At 26.3% G+C, this 16,326-nt stretch carries 14 protein-coding genes; 13 read left to right on the top strand and 1 reads right to left on the bottom strand.

Annotated elements, in window-relative coordinates; genetic code table 11:
- From Q0Y03_RS10420 to Q0Y03_RS10405, 4 genes are all read left to right on the top strand, one after another.
- Positions 1-418: LPXTG cell wall anchor domain-containing protein (locus Q0Y03_RS10420; protein ID WP_297713760.1), on the top strand; the 418-nt coding region annotated here is incomplete at its 5' end.
- Positions 419-517: 99 nt separating this feature from the next.
- Entirely contained in the window at positions 518-2,227 is a 1,710-nt protein-coding gene (locus Q0Y03_RS10415; RefSeq protein ID WP_297713759.1) for a PAS domain-containing sensor histidine kinase, read from the top strand.
- Positions 2,228-2,264: 37 nt separating this feature from the next.
- Positions 2,265-3,236: an RNA-guided endonuclease TnpB family protein gene (locus Q0Y03_RS10410; RefSeq protein ID WP_297713758.1), complete on the top strand. Its 972-nt coding sequence runs from the start codon at positions 2,265-2,267 to the stop codon at positions 3,234-3,236.
- A 356-nt stretch (positions 3,237-3,592) separates the two neighbouring features.
- Positions 3,593-3,973, top strand: coding sequence for a VOC family protein (locus tag Q0Y03_RS10405; protein ID WP_297713757.1), 381 nt, complete (start codon positions 3,593-3,595; stop codon positions 3,971-3,973).
- A 56-nt stretch (positions 3,974-4,029) separates the two neighbouring features.
- Here Q0Y03_RS10405 and Q0Y03_RS10400 read toward each other — a convergent pair whose 3' ends face one another.
- Positions 4,030-5,220 (bottom strand): coenzyme F420-0:L-glutamate ligase, encoded by a 1,191-nt coding sequence (locus Q0Y03_RS10400; protein ID WP_297713756.1) that lies wholly within the window; start codon positions 5,218-5,220, stop codon positions 4,030-4,032.
- 107 nt (positions 5,221-5,327) lie between these two features.
- Here Q0Y03_RS10400 and Q0Y03_RS10395 point away from each other — a divergent pair, with 107 nt between their 5' ends.
- From Q0Y03_RS10395 to Q0Y03_RS10355, 9 genes are all read left to right on the top strand, one after another.
- A complete protein-coding gene (locus tag Q0Y03_RS10395; RefSeq protein WP_297713755.1) occupies positions 5,328-6,209 on the top strand; it encodes a LysR family transcriptional regulator in 882 nt (293 codons plus the stop codon).
- 211 nt (positions 6,210-6,420) lie between these two features.
- Complete coding sequence (locus Q0Y03_RS10390) at positions 6,421-7,272, top strand: DegV family protein (protein WP_297713754.1); 852 nt, start codon at positions 6,421-6,423, stop codon at positions 7,270-7,272.
- A gap of 17 nt (positions 7,273-7,289) precedes the next feature.
- Complete coding sequence (locus tag Q0Y03_RS10385; RefSeq protein WP_297713753.1) at positions 7,290-7,787, top strand: DUF1836 domain-containing protein; 498 nt, start codon at positions 7,290-7,292, stop codon at positions 7,785-7,787.
- Positions 7,788-8,038: 251 nt separating this feature from the next.
- Complete coding sequence (locus Q0Y03_RS10380) at positions 8,039-9,178, top strand: deaminase domain-containing protein (RefSeq protein ID WP_297713752.1); 1,140 nt, start codon at positions 8,039-8,041, stop codon at positions 9,176-9,178.
- A 96-nt stretch (positions 9,179-9,274) separates the two neighbouring features.
- Positions 9,275-9,724: a hypothetical protein gene (locus tag Q0Y03_RS10375; RefSeq protein WP_297713751.1), complete on the top strand. Its 450-nt coding sequence runs from the start codon at positions 9,275-9,277 to the stop codon at positions 9,722-9,724.
- Positions 9,725-10,218: 494 nt separating this feature from the next.
- Positions 10,219-11,079, top strand: coding sequence for a Cof-type HAD-IIB family hydrolase (locus Q0Y03_RS10370; RefSeq protein WP_297713750.1), 861 nt, complete (start codon positions 10,219-10,221; stop codon positions 11,077-11,079).
- Positions 11,080-11,655: 576 nt separating this feature from the next.
- Positions 11,656-13,482 carry a glutamine--fructose-6-phosphate transaminase (isomerizing) gene (gene glmS, locus Q0Y03_RS10365; RefSeq protein WP_297713749.1) on the top strand — a complete coding sequence of 609 codons (1,827 nt, stop codon included), beginning with the start codon at positions 11,656-11,658 and terminating at the stop codon, positions 13,480-13,482.
- Positions 13,483-13,662: 180 nt separating this feature from the next.
- Complete coding sequence (locus Q0Y03_RS10360) at positions 13,663-13,935, top strand: DUF4176 domain-containing protein (protein ID WP_297713748.1); 273 nt, start codon at positions 13,663-13,665, stop codon at positions 13,933-13,935.
- A gap of 272 nt (positions 13,936-14,207) precedes the next feature.
- Entirely contained in the window at positions 14,208-16,322 is a 2,115-nt protein-coding gene (locus Q0Y03_RS10355) for a BglG family transcription antiterminator (protein WP_297713747.1), read from the top strand.
- Positions 16,323-16,326 lie beyond the last annotated feature (4 nt).

Below are 16,326 nucleotides of genomic sequence, written 5' to 3'. Positions count from 1 at the left end.
TGAGTTTGTTGAAGAACCACAAGAAGATGATAATAATGTTATATTTAAAATAAAGTTAGAAGAAAAGGTATCAATTCTAAGAGCTTTATTTAGTAAAACAGGAGAAACAACTTATATAGAAATAAAAATACCAAAGTCAAACTTAGAAGTAGTTAAGGTATTAAATGACTTATATGAATCTACAATAGAAGTACCGGAGGTTCCAGAAGTACCAGAGGTTCCGGAAGTGCAAGAAGAAACAAAGGTGCCAGAAAAATCGGAATCATCAGAAACACAAGGAAAGCCTAATACAGAAGCTAATAAGGACAAAGAAGGCTTACCTAAAACTGGTGGAAGAAATGCTATTGGTGTATTGGGTATTGGAGCAGCTATTACAGCTTTAGGTGGATTATTAGTTTACAGAAGAAAAAAGAAGTAATATATGACTTCATTACTCTAAATTTAATAAAACCGTACAGAATTATCTGTACGGTTTCAATATTATAAAGTTTATTTAACTAGGGAGTGAAAATAAATCGTGAAAAATAAATATGATAAGCATATAGAGTACACTATAGAAGATTTGGAGGATATATTAGATAAACTTCCTTATCAAATATGGTTAAAGGATTCAGAAGGAAAACATATTTACATAAATAAATTAGGTGCTGAAAATATAGGTTTACCTAAAGAAAATATAATTGGGAAAACTGACTTTGAAATTAGAGATTATGATATGGCTAAAAATTGTGTTGAAACAGATAAAATTTTAATAGAGAAAAATAGTCATATATATAATGAAGAACATACAAACATAGATGGAGAAGACGTATGGTACAAAGTTAGTAAATTTAAATTAGAAAGAGATAATAATAAAAAATATATTTTAGGTGGTATAGCAGAAGATATAAGTTTAGATAAAAATATACAATTAAAATTAGAAAATAATCTTTTAGGATATTTAGATAAGGATAGAATAGAATATGATAGTAAAAGTTTTCTAAACTCTATAATTGAAAACTTAAGAAAAACTATATCTTGCAAAGAAATAGAAGTATTTACTTATAATGAAGATGAAAAAAAATTTACATCATACTTTAGTTCTAATAAGGAGAATAGAGTTTTTGAGGAAAACTTAGAAATATATATAAATGAAAAAATAGAAAATAAATTACTTTCTAATGAATTTCAAAAAGATAGATATGTTGATGTATATGACAGAATAGTTAAATATCAAAGACAGAATATAGAGGACAAGTTAAAAATTAAGCATATAAAGCTATCTAATAGATTAATAGGATTAGTTTGTATATTTTATGATAAAAACCAGAAAGACATATGTATGGATGAAGCATTTTTAGAACAGATATTAACTAAAATAAGTATTATATTAAAACAGATTAAAAATAAATATGATATATTATCAATAAAGGAAGAAAAGAAAAAGCTAGAAGATCTAATTGAATTAGAATGTATAAAAACAGATTTTTTTGATAGGATATCTCATGAGTTTAGAACACCAATTAATATAATACTTTCCGTTATTCAGCTATTACTTTCGAATAATAATGATACGAATAATGACTTTAATTATAAAAAGTATTTACCTATTTTAAAACAAAATTCTTATAGATTACTACGCTTAGTTAATAATAGTATAGATGCAACAAGATTAAGTAATAATTTTTATGAATTAAAATTAAAAAATTATAACATTATAAGTATAGTTGAAGATATAACTATGTATGCCTCAAAGTATTTAAAGGAAACAAAACGAAATATAATTTTTGATACAGATGAAGAAGAGGTAATTTTAGCTTGTGACTTAGATAAGATACAAAAGATTATTTTTAATTTAATATCAAATGCAATCAAGTTTTCAGAAATGAATACAGACATAAATGTAAAAATAAGAACAGACTTAAAGTCAGAGAAAATATTTATATCTATTAGAAATTATGGGCAAGTAATTAAAAAAGAAGACAGTGGAATTGTATTTGGAAAGTGTATTCAAATAGATGATTTATTAGTAAGAAGAAGTGAAGGTACTGGAATGGGATTATTTTTAGTAAGAAAATTTGCAGAGCTTCATAACGGTGGTATATACATAGATAATATAGAGGAATGTACTCAGTTTACATTATATTTACCAATAACACGTGTAGATGGAGAATGTGTGCATGAGATGGAAGATGAAAATTTTGTAATAGAAAAGTGCAATATGGAATTTTCTGATATATACTTTTAATAACTTAAAATTTATAGAAAATATATTAGATGAAAAAATGATACTTTCATTTATAAACAATGGGGCAGATGGAGTTTTACTTCCTGCAGTAGGAACATTTAAGAAATTCTTTAGAAAAGAATCAAGTTTTCCTAGGTTTAAGAAAAAGGGTAAATGTGAAGTTTCATTTTTTCATTTGAGCAATAAGTTTATTGTAAAAGATAAATATATAAAACTTGAAAAAATAGGTTATGTGAAAATGAAAGATGAAGGCAGACTTCCGATTGGTAATTATAAAAAGAATAAAATAAAAGTTTTAAATCCAAGAATAAAGTTTAACGGGAAATTTTGGTACGTATCTTTAGCTTTAGAACTTGAAGATAAAGCTGATACGGGTCTTACAGATGAAAGTATCGGAGTTGACTTAGGTATCAAGGATTTAGCAATAGTTAGTAATATAGATAAGCCTTTTAAAAATATTAATAAATCAAAAGAAGTAAAGAGATTAAATAAGAAACTTAAAAGAATCCAAAAACAAGTTTCAAGAAAATATGATATGTTGAAAAGTGGTAATACATTCAAAAAGGGTGAAAAACTTTCTAAAACGAAAAATATCATAAAAATTGAAAAACAGATAAAAATTGTTCATAAAAAAATTGCAGATATTAGATTAAATCACATACATCAAACTACTAATACAATAGTGAAAACCAAACCTTGTAGAGTAGTAGTTGAAGATTTAAATGTAAAAGGAATGATGAAAAATAAACACTTATCTAAAGCAATTTCAGAACAATGTTTTAATAAATTTATAGCTATACTTGAATATAAATGTAAGTGGAATGGAATTGAATTTGTTAAAGCAGATAGATTTTATCCAAATAGTAAAATTTGTTCTTGTTGTGGAACTATCAAAAAGGATTTAAGACTAAAAGATAGGACTTATATATGTACTAACCCAAAGTGCAATCTTATAATTGATAGAGATAAAAATGCAAGTATTAATTTAGCAAATTATAAATTAGCATAGAAAATCAAATAAAAAAGATTATGCTAATATGTAGACATTGACGAGGTCGAATTTAAGCCTTTGGACTGCTATATAAACTAGAGTAGATATTCTTATGAATTTCAAAATAGGGCAGGATGAAAAAGGAAATAAAACTATAAAAATTATAAAGTATTTATATTAATTTATATAGTTTATACGTCAGTTCCGGGAATAAATGAAAGTTTATTATCAGATATAGTTAGAAAAGTAAAGGAGAAAAAAGCCTTAGTGATGTGTGCAATTGGAACAAGTCAGGAAAGTGCAGATGAAGGAACAATTAGAAATTAAAAATTATACTTCCAAGAAGAAGTATATAAAAGTAGGAGAAAAAACTGATGATAAATAAAATAGGAAAAATAACAATATACGTAAATAATCAAGAAGAAGGAAAAGAGTTTTGGATTAATAAAATGAAGTTTGTAGTTAAGCTAGAACAACCAATGGGACCAAATATGAAGTGGTTAGAAGTTGGGCCAAGTAAAGAAGCTTTTACTAGTTTTATAATATATGAAAAGAATGCAATGTTAGCTCAAAATCCACAAGCTAATGTATTACATCCAAATATAATATTAAGTACTGCTGATATAAAAGAAACTTATAACGAAATGAAAACAAATGGAGTAGAAGTAAGTGAAATAATGAATATGCCATATGGAAGTATGTTCAAGTTTAAAGATCAAGATGGTAATGATTATTTAGTTAGAGAAGATAAGTAAAAAGTTAATGCCACACAGTATAAAGCTGGGTGGCATTTTTAATTTTATTAAAAATATTATTTTGTATAATTATCGAAATAGCCTTGGATGAATATAATAGGAGTTCCCTTATCTCCACTTCCAGATGTTAAGTCAGATAATGATCCTATAAGATCAGTAAGTCTTCTTGGAGTAGTACCTTGTGACTCCATAGCTCCAACTAAATCTGACTCTTTATTTTTAATATATTCTGATATAGCTTTCTTAAGTTCTTCACCTTTTAAATCAGCAAAGTTATTATCAGCAAGATATTTTAATTTTATTTCATTTGGAGTACCGTTTAATCCTGATGTATAAGCTGGTGAAACAACTGGGTCAGCAAGTTCCCATATCTTACCCACTGGATCTTTGAAAGCACCATCTCCATAAATCATAACTTCAACATTTTTTCCTGTTTTCTCTTTAAGAATAGCTTGTATATTATCAACAACAGGTTGGCAATTACGAGGGAATAGCTTAACAGTTTCTTCTGTTGATTTATTAGAACCTAATAAACCAAAAGATTCATTATATCCGCTTCCATCAATAGATTCACATAATATATTATCAAGACTATAAATTTTTTCTCCACCATTTGCTTTTAAAATTTTCTTAGTTCTAAATCTTGTATGAATATCACAAGTAAGAACACTCTTTGTATAATTTAAGATAGTTTTAGGATTGTTTGAGAATATTACTTCACATTCAACACCATATTCTTCAATTAAAGATTTATAATAATCAATGTAATCAACACCTGTAAAAGGATGCTTATTATATCCAAATAGATTACGGAAGTCTTGTTCTGTTAGAACATCTGTCCAAGGATTAACACCTTTATCATCTAACATATCTAAATCAACTAGGTGATTTCCAACTTCATCAGATGGATAGCTTAACATTAATACTATCTTTTTAGCAGCTTTTGCTATACCACGAAGGCAAATTGCAAAACGATTACGACTTAATATAGGGAATATTACACCAATAGTATCATCGCCAAACTTAGATTTAACATCCTTAGCTATATTATCTATAGAAGCATAATTTCCTTGAGCACGTGCAACTACTGATTCTGTTACAGTAACTATATCCTTATCATTTATAGTGAAGCCTTCAGATTCTGAAGCTTTAAGTACACTTTCTACAACAATATCTTCGATTCTATCTCCCTCTTTAATGATTGGGCAACGAAGTCCTCTAACAACTGTACCAACAACTCTTTCCAAAACAATCTCTCCTAACATTTTCAAATATTTAACACTATTGTAATATACAACAATAAATGATATAAGTAAAATAAATATAATAAATATATGATATAAGGAGTGCTTATATGATTACTAAATTAGATTTATATAAGGTATTTTGCCAAGTAGGAAAAAGTAAAAGTTTTTCAAGAGCAGCAAAGGAGCTTTATATGACTCAGCCAGCTGTGAGTCAAGCTATAATGCAACTAGAAAGGGAATTAGATATTAGACTTTTTAATAGAACACCAAAAGGGGTATCTTTGACTAATGAGGGAAGCATTTTATTTGAATATATAAATTCGGCACTTAATTTAATCAATGTAGGAGAGGAAAAAATATTAGAATTTAAAGATTTAACTGTAGGAGAGTTAAAAATTGGAGTTGGGGATACAATATCTAAATATTTTCTACTTACATATTTAGAAGGCTTTCATAATAGATATCCTAATCTTAAGTTTAAAATTATAAATGGTACTACACTAGAGCTTTGTAATTTAATTAAGTCAGGAGAAATTAATATTGCAATCTGTAATTTACCAATTTATGATCCTTCATTAGAAGTAAGACCTTGTAAAGAGATTAAAGACATTTTTGTATGTGGAGAAAAGTATAAGAATTTATCAAAAGAAAAAATTTCATTAGAAGAAGTAGTTAATTATCCGCTAATATTTTTAGAACCTAATTCAAATTCAAGAAAATATGTAGAGAAGTTCATGCTATCTAAGGGAATAAAAATTTCTCCAGAGTTTGAACTTGGATCATTTGATTTATTATTGGAGTTTGCAAGAATAAATTTAGGTATCGCTTGTGTAGTGAAAGAGTTCTCAATGAGCTATTTGGAACAGGGATTATTATATGAGGTTAATGTTTTAGAAGAAATACCTAATAGAAGTATTGGGGTTTGTTATTTGAAGAGTGTTCCACTTTCATTAGCTTCTACAAAGTTTGTTGAGGTTTTAGAGAGTTAAATGTTTTAATTACAGACTTCTTAAATATTATATATTATTTACCTTATTATTTATTAGTTAAAAGGAGAAAAATATATGAATAATAGGTGAATATTATTGACAAAGTTTATTTAGGGTGATAATCTAAAAGAAATGGTTTTTAAAACTACTTAATTTAGAATATTAATCAAGATTATTTAGAATATTACTTTAAATTAAAAGGAGAGAAGTTATGATTAGGATAGTAGCAGACTCATCAACACTTTATTCAAAAAGTGAGGGAGCAGAAAAGGGAGTTATAATTGCACCACTTGCAGTAACAATTAATGGGAATACATATAAGGAATTTGAAGATATAAGAACAAAGGAGTTTATAGATATAATAAATGAAGGTCATATTCCAGCTTCATCACAACCATCGATAGGGGAAGTATTAGACATATATGATCAATATCCAGATGATGAAATAATTAATATTTCAATGGCTGATGGATTATCAGGAACATATAATTCAGCTTGTGTTGCAAAAGGAATGGCAGCTAATCCAGAGCGTATAGAGGTTATAAATTCAAAAACATTATGTGGACCACATAGATATTTAGTTAATTTAGCTATAGAGCTTGTAAAGCAAGGTAAAACAAAACAAGAGATAGTTGATGAGATAAATAAAACATTAGAAGATACACAATCATTTTTAATTCCACATGATTTTGATTTCTTAGTTAGAGGTGGAAGAGTTTCATCTCTTGTAGGTAAAATAGGAAGTGCTATAAAACTAGTACCAGTTATGACTTTAGCAGAGAATAAGCAGTCTTTAGTTAAATTTACAACTAAGCGTACTTTTAAAAAGGCAATAGCTAAAATAGTTGAAGAAATGCTAGAATGTGGAGTTGACTCAAACTGTAAGATTTATATTTCACATGCTTGTATAGAAAGTTTAGCAGAAGAGGCAAAAAATATTATAATAAATAATATAGAAAATGCTGATATAGAAATTAATTTGTTAAGTCCTGCATTTACAACTCAAGGTGGGCCAGGTTGTGTGGCAATACAATATATAAGAAAGCATGAATTATTAAAATAGAATATTAGGGGGCATTAATGGAAAGTTTAGAATTTCATATACCAAGATTTAATGAATTACCAAGAGTTCCTCTTTATAAAGATCAGGTAATTACTTATTTAGAGAATTTGGTTAAATCAATGAATATTGAAAGTGATGAAAAACTGCTAACACCTACAATGCTTAATAATTATGTTAAGCAAAAAGTTGTTTCTCCACCAAAAGATAAAAAGTATAATGAAAAACATTTAGCTTATTTAATTGTTGTTTGTTTATTAAAGCAAGTATTTACTTTACAAGAAATATGTGAGCTTATTAATATTCAAATTGAAAGTTGTCCAATAGAAGTAGCTTATGATTATTTTTGTTCAGAAGTAGAACAAGCTATAAAGGCTGTATTTTCTACGAGGGATTTTTCTTACCCTATAGCTACGGGAATTATAACTAATGAAAGTCAAATATTGAGATCAACGGTTATGGCAGTTGCAAATAGAATATTTATTAAGAGTAAATTGCAAGAAAAGAAATCTAGTTAATTATAAAGAAAAGTTAAAATGCTGATAGATATAAAGTGAAATTTTATATCTATCAGTATTTTTTTATAAATTTCATTGTAATTAGAATTTATAAAATTTTATTATATTCTTTTTTGATTTAGTTAAGGATAAATTGATGGGATTTATAGTATTGGAGTAGTGAATAAAAATATTTTAATATTAAATGTTAAACATTTAGATTATAATATTTAACGTGAAGAAATATCAGCTCTAAGATAAAAGAGGTAAATATGATTGAAAGAAGCAATAAAGTAAAGAGCATAAAAAAAGATAGAATTAAAATTAGAACCATAAAAGATTTTAATAAAGCGCTAAAAGATGAGAATTATAATATTAGTGTGGTAAATGAAGAAGATTTTAAAGAAGAAGTTGCTAATAAGTTTAATATTAATAATAAGATATGTGAAGAAATGTATAGGAATCTTAACAAAGGAAATATTACTTACAAAGTAAATGGAATCAAAGATTTTATAGATTATATAGAAAGTGTTATTGTTTTTGAAGATGAGCATTATAAATTGTGTAAAAAAATAAGTAAAATAAAGACCTTAATTATAGATAGAGTAGAATATGACAGAATATTAACTACTCAAGATGATATAGAGCATATTTTAAAAGTAATAGAGGAAACTAAAAAATCTATATCACGAAGAATCAATAAAGATGGAAAAATAAAACTAGAAGCTTTAGAAGATGAAATTGATAGAGATTATGTTTATGCAAAAGATATTGAGTTGTTAAAAAGAATGATACTTTGTAATAATAAAAATGTAAAAGAAGAGTATGATGAAAAGAGCCAAACTAAAACTTTATTTATTGAGATACCACAAAAGATAGGTTTTGACTATATAAAGGCAGAAAAAGGTAGTGTTGAATATTATCAGCATATAAAAAATTATATTCCTAGAATGAAGAGGTTAATTAAGAATTTAGATAAATATATTATGGAATATAATAATACATATAAAATTAATCAAAGTATTGCAATTCAGGATTCTGTGAATATGGCAATAGTAACATATAATGGAGAAGAATTTAGGGCTGTTAGTGGGAAAAATGATATTGAAAATAGTTGCACATTAATACCACCAGGTCAAGAGTTTTTTGAAAGCTGTAAGGTTAATAAATTAGGTAAATTAGGAATAGGTTATAATAGGATTAATGATAGTGAAAAGAAGATACTTGAAAAAATACATAAGCTTATAGCAGATGGAAGTTTAATTGATGAAGGACAACTTATTCTATATAGTAAGTGGGAGCCGTGTCCTAGTTGTTATTATGTTATTAGTCAATTTATTAAAAAATACCCTAAGATAAATTTAAAGGTTATGTATTATAAAGAATATGGTGAAAAAGATATTATATTATAACAAATATTAAGTAACTAATTCCAGCTTAATTTCATAGTATATATTAAGAATGTCTTATATGATAATAAAAATATATATTACACGGAGGAAAAGAGTATGGGATGTATAAATAGTAGAAATAATAATATTAATAGAAGGTTAAGAGAGCTTCATTGCTTAGTAAGAGAGTTTTTAGAAAATAATGAAGATGTTAGTGATAGTTTAGATACAAATTTAGAAGAAGTAACTGAAGCATTTTGTAATTTAAAATGTACAGTAAAAGATCAACAAAGTGTTCTAGAAAGCTATGTAGCAATAAGAGAATGGATAGATAAAAATGCAGAGTGTTACGCTCCTAATGCTAATAGTTGTGAATGTGAAAGATTAAATAGAGATGTAGAAAAAATCTTAAAGGGAATTACAGAAGAATTATTAGAGGCATTAAATGACCTTAATAAGGCAATAAAAGCTCTTGAAAATGCTCAATGTTTACAAGCAAAATTAGATAGAGCTTTCCAAAAATATGTTGAATGTGTTCATGAAGAAGATAGTAGTTGTGAATGCTAAAATAGATATATCTACTGTTATTGCATAATTAAATTAACAGTTTTAAGAATAAGTGATAATAAATAGATAGTATAAATAATTTATTTATACTATCTATTACTTTTTTATGATCATATCTATAAAAAAATTATAATATTACAAGTATAACTAAGTAAATTTAAATTGGGGAGATAGATATGAAAAATATAAACAGAATAGTTATTTATATTTGTGGAATATTTTTATTAAATAGAAGTAAGAAAAAGAGTTTCTATTGGTATAAAAAAGTAATAGAAACAAATGGTGAAGAACTTTAAGTTAGAGTTCAAATCTAAGATTTGGTTAATTAATAAAATGCTATAATTTAGCTATAAAATCTCCTAAGTATTAATATTACTAAGGGGATTTTATGTTTATTATAAATAAAATTTTAAATAGTAATATTTAGATAAATATAAGAAAACTTTGATATAATAAATATGAATACGATAGAAGAAGGAAGAGGGGATTAAGTTATGATAAAATTAATAGCAAGTGATATGGATGGAACTTTACTAAATGATGATCATATGATATCGGAAGAAAATTTAAAAGCTATAAGAAAAGCACAAGAAATGGGAAGACATTTCACAATTGTGACAGGAAGAGATTATGGTGCTGTAAAATCATATTTAGAAGAATGTAATTTAAAGTGTGAGTGTATTTTAAGCAATGGTGCAGAATATAGGGATGTAAATGGAAATATAATTGAAAGTGTATATATGAATAAGAAAAGCGTAAAAAGAGCATTTGATATATTAAATGAAGCTGGTTTATGTATACAATTAATGACTAATAATGGTTCTTATATAACTAATAAAGAAAGTGATAAAAAGGCTATTATTGATAGGTTTAAGTTATTTAATCCTACGATGACTGAAGAAGAGGTAAAGAAATTTGTTGCAAAGTTCCATAAGGAAAGAGGGATGAAGGAGATAGATAATATTTATGAAATATTAGAAAGTAATGTAGAAGTATTAAAAATAGTTACTTTCGATAATGATGAAAAATTAATAGCAGAATTAAAAGATAAGTTAAGAGAGAATACATCAGATTTAGCAGTAGCATCTACTTTTTCTAATGATATTGAAATAAGCGATATTAAAGCTCAAAAGGGATTAATACTAGCTAAAACTATTAAAAAGATGGGGATAGATAAAAGTGAAGTAATAGTACTAGGAGATAGTTTTAATGATTACTCAATGTTTACTGAATTTGAAAACTCTTATGCTATGGAAAATGCAATTCCTGAGATTAAAGAAATTGCAAAGTACATTACTGATACTAATAATAATGATGGGGTAGCAAAGGCTATTTATAAAGCATTAGAAATGTAAAAAATTATCGAATAACAAGTTTTTATAAGAAGCTTGTTATTTTTTTTATACTAAATGAAAAAGGACTTAAATTTTATGAAGACCTTATTGGTGAGTGATTAAATATTTAAATTTGTCATTAATTACTTAGTGACATTTATATAATATCTATTAATTGAAGTTAGAATTTTATAAAGATAAAATAAAAGTAATTATATTTACAAAAATAAAAAAAGATTTTGAATTAAGTTGTTTTATGTAAGTATAATATCAGTTTCATTAAATTAAGAATAAAGGAGTGATTAAAAGAGAGAGTTTTTAATTAAAAATTAAATTTAAAGCGCCAGAACTCTTATGAGTTGACGAGGATGGGGAGTATCGAATACTTCGGCGGGTGCCCCACGGTATCGCACTACCGTTAGCGACTAGTAAAACTACGAAGTGATTTGTAGGACAAGTCTAGTTTGGTGTTAAAACCTTCATTGTGTTTTTTTGATGTCCGAGCATTAGTCTATACTTTTTTAATGTTTGCATTAAATTAGCACAAGAAAATTTATAAAATATAGAAAAAATTGAAATATGGAAGGAAGATTTTATATGTGCGGAATAGTTGGTTATATAGGAAATAAGAAAGCTAGTAATTTTTTAATAGAAGGATTATCAAAATTAGAGTATAGAGGATATGATTCAGCAGGAATAGCTGTTATTAATAACGGATCTGTTGAAATAAGAAAGCATAAAGGGCGTTTATCAAATCTTGTTGAAGAGTTAGAGAATAATTCAGCAGATGGAACCATAGGAATTGGTCATACAAGATGGGCAACACATGGAGAGCCTTCAGATGTAAATTCACATCCACATCAAACATCAAAAGGGGATATTACTGTAGTTCATAATGGTATTATTGAAAATTATAATGAACTTACAAAATGGTTAAAGAGTGAAGGATATGAATTTAAATCAGCGACAGATACAGAAGTAATACCTAATTTAATTCACTATTATTATAATGGAGATCTTTTAGAAGCTGTAGTAAAGGCTACTGAAAAATTAGAAGGAAGTTATGCTTTAGGAGTGGTTTGTGGACAAGAACCAGATAAAATAGTAGCTGTTAGAAAAGATAGTCCATTAATAGTTGGAATAGGTAATGGTGAATCATTTATAGCATCAGATATACCAGCAGTGTTGAATTACACTAGAGATATTTATCTTTTAGAAGATAATGAGTTTGTAGTATTAACTAATGAAGGTGTAAAGATATTTAAAGCAAATGGTGAAAGAATAAATAAAGATATATATAAAGTAACTTGGAATGAGGATGCAGCAGAAAAAGGTGGTTATGATTCATTCATGTTAAAGGAAATTCATGAGCAACCAAAGGCTATTAAAGATACAATGGCAGGAAGAGTATCCTTAAATGAAAAGATTAACTTAGGTGATTTTAAACTTACAAGAGAAGAGTTAGAAGAAATAGATAGAATTTATATTATTGCATGTGGAACAGCATATAATGCAGGTTTAATTGGAAAAGTAGCAATTGAAGATTTAGCAAGAATACCAGTTGAAGTAGCCATTGCTTCTGAGTTTAGATATAGAAATCCAATAGTAACAAACAAAACTCTTATAGTAACACTAAGTCAATCAGGAGAAACAGCTGATACATTAGCAGTTCTTAGAGATGCGAAGAAAATAGGAGCTAAAACATTAGCTATAACTAATGTTGTTGGAAGTAGTATTTCTAGAGAAGCTGACAACGTAATATATACTATGGCTGGACCAGAGATTGCAGTTGCATCAACTAAGGCTTATACAACTCAAACTGTTGTTATGAATTTATTAGGTATGTATTTAGCAGATTTAAAAGGATTATTAAAATCTGAGGATGAAATTGAAATTAAGAATGCTTTATTAGAATTACCTAATAAGATAGAAGATGTATTAAAGAAAAAGACACAGATTGCAGAGATTGCTAAAATTATAGCTCAAGAGAAAGATTTATTTTATTTAGGAAGAGATGTTGACTATGCATTAGCAATAGAAGGTTCTCTTAAAATAAAAGAAATAGCATATATTCATTCAGAAGCATATGCTGGAGGAGAACTTAAACATGGAACTATAGCTTTAATAGAACCAGGAACTAAAATAATAGCATTATTGACTCAAACTAATTTAAAAGATAAAATGATTAGTAATATTAGAGAAGTTAAATCTAGAGGAGCTGAAATTATAGGTGTAGCTTATGAAGGAGAAGAATTAGATTCATCTATTTTTGATGAAATCATAAGAATACCTCAAATTTGTACTAGAATGGCACCAGTATTAGGAGCTGTTGTATTACAGTTATTAGCATACTATGTAGCAAAAGAAAGAGGCTGTGATATAGATAAGCCAAGAAATCTTGCAAAATCAGTAACTGTTGAATAATAATTATAATAAAAATGAATTATAAAAAATGATAAACTAGGCTATGTATAAATGATGAATAGTATATTTATACATGGTCTAGTTTAAATTATTTTAAAAATATCTACAATAAATTTAAATAAGTATGTATAATAAAATAGCGATATATATATAATGTGTTGAGTTATAGGAGGTATATAAGTGATCAATAATGAAGAAGTTCTTCTACCTATAGGAAGTATTGTAGTTTTAAAAGAAGGATATAAAAAGCTTATGGTCATTGGAAGAATGCAATTACAAGGCAAAGAAGAGAAGTTGTGGGATTATTTAGGCGTATTATATCCAGAAGGATACTTAGGAGAGGGGTATACATTTTTATTTAATAATGAAGATATAGAAGAAGTAGTTTTTGAAGGTTATACTGATTTAGAAGATGAAGCATTTAGAGTTGCTCTAAAAAAATTACAAAAATAATGAATAATAAATTAACGGAATATAAGTTATCTTTTGCACATATTACCAAAAGATAACTTATATTTTTTTATTTGCATAAAAAATATAAAAAAGTAAACAATAAATATTGGTATAGGTACATAAAATTGTAATTATGTCATTAACTATTTAAATTTGTCACTAAGTATTAAGGACATTAGTAGTATATGATTCAATTGATGTAAACGAATAAAAAATATAAAATAAACTTGTAAGTAGTTGATATTTAAAAATGTCACTAATGGGAGATAGTTATGAGAAAGAGCAAATTAATGTCTAGACAAAAAGAAATAATAAAAATTTTAACTAAATCAACTATTAAAAATCCTATAACTGTTTCAACAATAGCTGAAAAATTAAATATAAGTTCAAGAACGGTATTAAGAGAAATACCTAAAATTGAAAAGTGGTTAGATGAAAATGGTTTTAACTTTATTAAGAAACCTGGTGTTGGATTAATAATAGATGAAAACTTAGAAAATCAACAATTAATATTGGAACTTCTAGAGATTGAAAATGTAGAAAAAGATTATAGTAAAGAAGAAAGACAAAGAATTATACTAGGAGAATTATTAATAAACAAAGAGCCACTAAAGTTATTTTACTTCACTTCTATCTTAAAAGTATCAGAAGGAACATTAAGCAATGATTTAGATAGTATAGAAGAATGGTTAACAGGCTTTAATATAAAGCTTGTTAGAAAACAAGGGTTAGGAATTTATCTAGAAGGTGAAGAGAAAAATTATAGAAAAGCATTATCAAATATGTTGTATGACACTTTAGAAGAAAAAGAAATGATTAGCTTATTAAAAGATTCATTGGGAAGTAATAGAAACAAAGATATGATAGAGCTATCTATAGAAAATAGACTGTTAAAGTTTATTGATAAATCAATAATTAAAGATATAGAAAGTATACTTTCTGACTTAGAAAATCAATATGAATTTAAAATGTCAGATAGCGCTTATATAGGACTAGTTGTACATTTATCTTTAGCTGTTCAAAGAATAAAAAATAATGAAAAAATAGTAATGGATAAAGATGCACTTAATGAATTGCAGTTTTCACCAGAATTTTCTTTGGGAGAAAAAATATCAAGAGACTTAGAAAAAAGTTTTGATATACAAATTCCAAAAGATGAAATTGGGTATATAACAATGCATTTAAAGGGAGCAAAACTTAGGTTAAGTAAAGTTGAAAATGATATTAATTTAGATAACTTAGATATTAAGCAAATTGTTAACTATATAATATTAGAGGTTGAAAAAGATTTTGGTGTGGAAATTAAAAATCGTAAAAAGTTAAGTACAGATTTATTAAATCATTTAGTACCAGCAGTAAGTAGACTTACTATGAAGCTAAATATAAGAAACCCGCTATTAGATAAGATAAAGGAACAATATAGTGATGTATATAAATCTTGTGAAAAAGCTTGCGAGATTTTAAAGAAAATAACTAATATAGATAAAATTCCTGAATCAGAGGTAGCATATGTTGCAATTCATATTGCAGCTGCTCTAGAAGAAAATATAAAAAACGAAAGATTTTCAGTAGTAATAGCGTGTCCAACTGGAATAGGAACATCAAGACTTTTAGCTGCAAATGTAAAAAAAGAATTTGATAACCTAGATATAAAAGGAACTATATCAGCTATAAACATAGATATTGATAACTTAAAAAGACAAGGAATTGATTTCATAATAACAAATATTGATTTGGAAGTAGATTATAAATATGTATGCGTAAATCCAATATTTTTAGAGAGAGATAAGATTATACTTAAAGATTTTATACATAGGTTATCCAAAGATAGGGTACATAAGGTTTTGAAAAACAAAGAGTCAAGATGTAACAAGGAAAAAATAGAATCAATTACTAGTTTAGGAGCAGATATTATAAAAATATTAGAAAATGTTAAGGTAAAAGAATTAGAATCAATAGATTCTACCAAGTCTATTATAAAAGAAGCTAGTAAGATTTTTGCTGAAAATGCTGAGCAAGCAGAAAGTATTGAAAAGTCATTAATAGAAAGAGAAGGTATTTCAAGTACTTATATAAGTTCTTTTGATATGATGTTTTTACATTGTAGAAATGAAAATGTTTTTGGATGTAAATTTGGTGTATTAAGATTAAATAATACTTTTATAGAAGAGGAAAAGAAGATTGATTATGCAATAGTTTCGTTAATACCAGAAAATACTACTCAAATGCAAATAGATATTATGGGACATATTAGTAGTGAAATAATAGAAAAAGAAAGTTTTAGAAAAGTAATTAAAGAAGATAATGAAAGTAATTTAAAAAAGAGCTTAGAAATTGTTTTAAGTGACTTTTATAGAAGACAATTGAAAGAAATAATGGAGGGATAGATAT

The sequence above is a fragment of the Clostridium sp. genome, from assembly GCF_026168755.1.
In the GTDB taxonomy this organism is placed as follows: Bacteria; Bacillota; Clostridia; order Clostridiales; family Clostridiaceae; genus Clostridium.
The sequence above is the reverse complement of the archived record's forward strand: the minus strand, read 5'-3'. Positions and strand labels throughout refer to the sequence as shown.

Coding starts and splice junctions, on each gene's coding strand:
- Q0Y03_RS10410 (WP_297713758.1), top strand. CDS start 2,265: ATGATACTTTCATTTATAAACAATGGGGCAGATGGAGTTTTACTTCCT.
- Q0Y03_RS10405 (WP_297713757.1), top strand. CDS start 3,593: ATGATAAATAAAATAGGAAAAATAACAATATACGTAAATAATCAAGAA.
- Q0Y03_RS10395 (WP_297713755.1), top strand. CDS start 5,328: ATGATTACTAAATTAGATTTATATAAGGTATTTTGCCAAGTAGGAAAA.
- Q0Y03_RS10390 (WP_297713754.1), top strand. CDS start 6,421: ATGATTAGGATAGTAGCAGACTCATCAACACTTTATTCAAAAAGTGAG.
- Q0Y03_RS10385 (WP_297713753.1), top strand. CDS start 7,290: ATGGAAAGTTTAGAATTTCATATACCAAGATTTAATGAATTACCAAGA.
- Q0Y03_RS10380 (WP_297713752.1), top strand. CDS start 8,039: ATGATTGAAAGAAGCAATAAAGTAAAGAGCATAAAAAAAGATAGAATT.
- Q0Y03_RS10375 (WP_297713751.1), top strand. CDS start 9,275: ATGGGATGTATAAATAGTAGAAATAATAATATTAATAGAAGGTTAAGA.
- Q0Y03_RS10370 (WP_297713750.1), top strand. CDS start 10,219: ATGATAAAATTAATAGCAAGTGATATGGATGGAACTTTACTAAATGAT.
- glmS (WP_297713749.1), top strand. CDS start 11,656: ATGTGCGGAATAGTTGGTTATATAGGAAATAAGAAAGCTAGTAATTTT.
- Q0Y03_RS10355 (WP_297713747.1), top strand. CDS start 14,208: ATGAGAAAGAGCAAATTAATGTCTAGACAAAAAGAAATAATAAAAATT.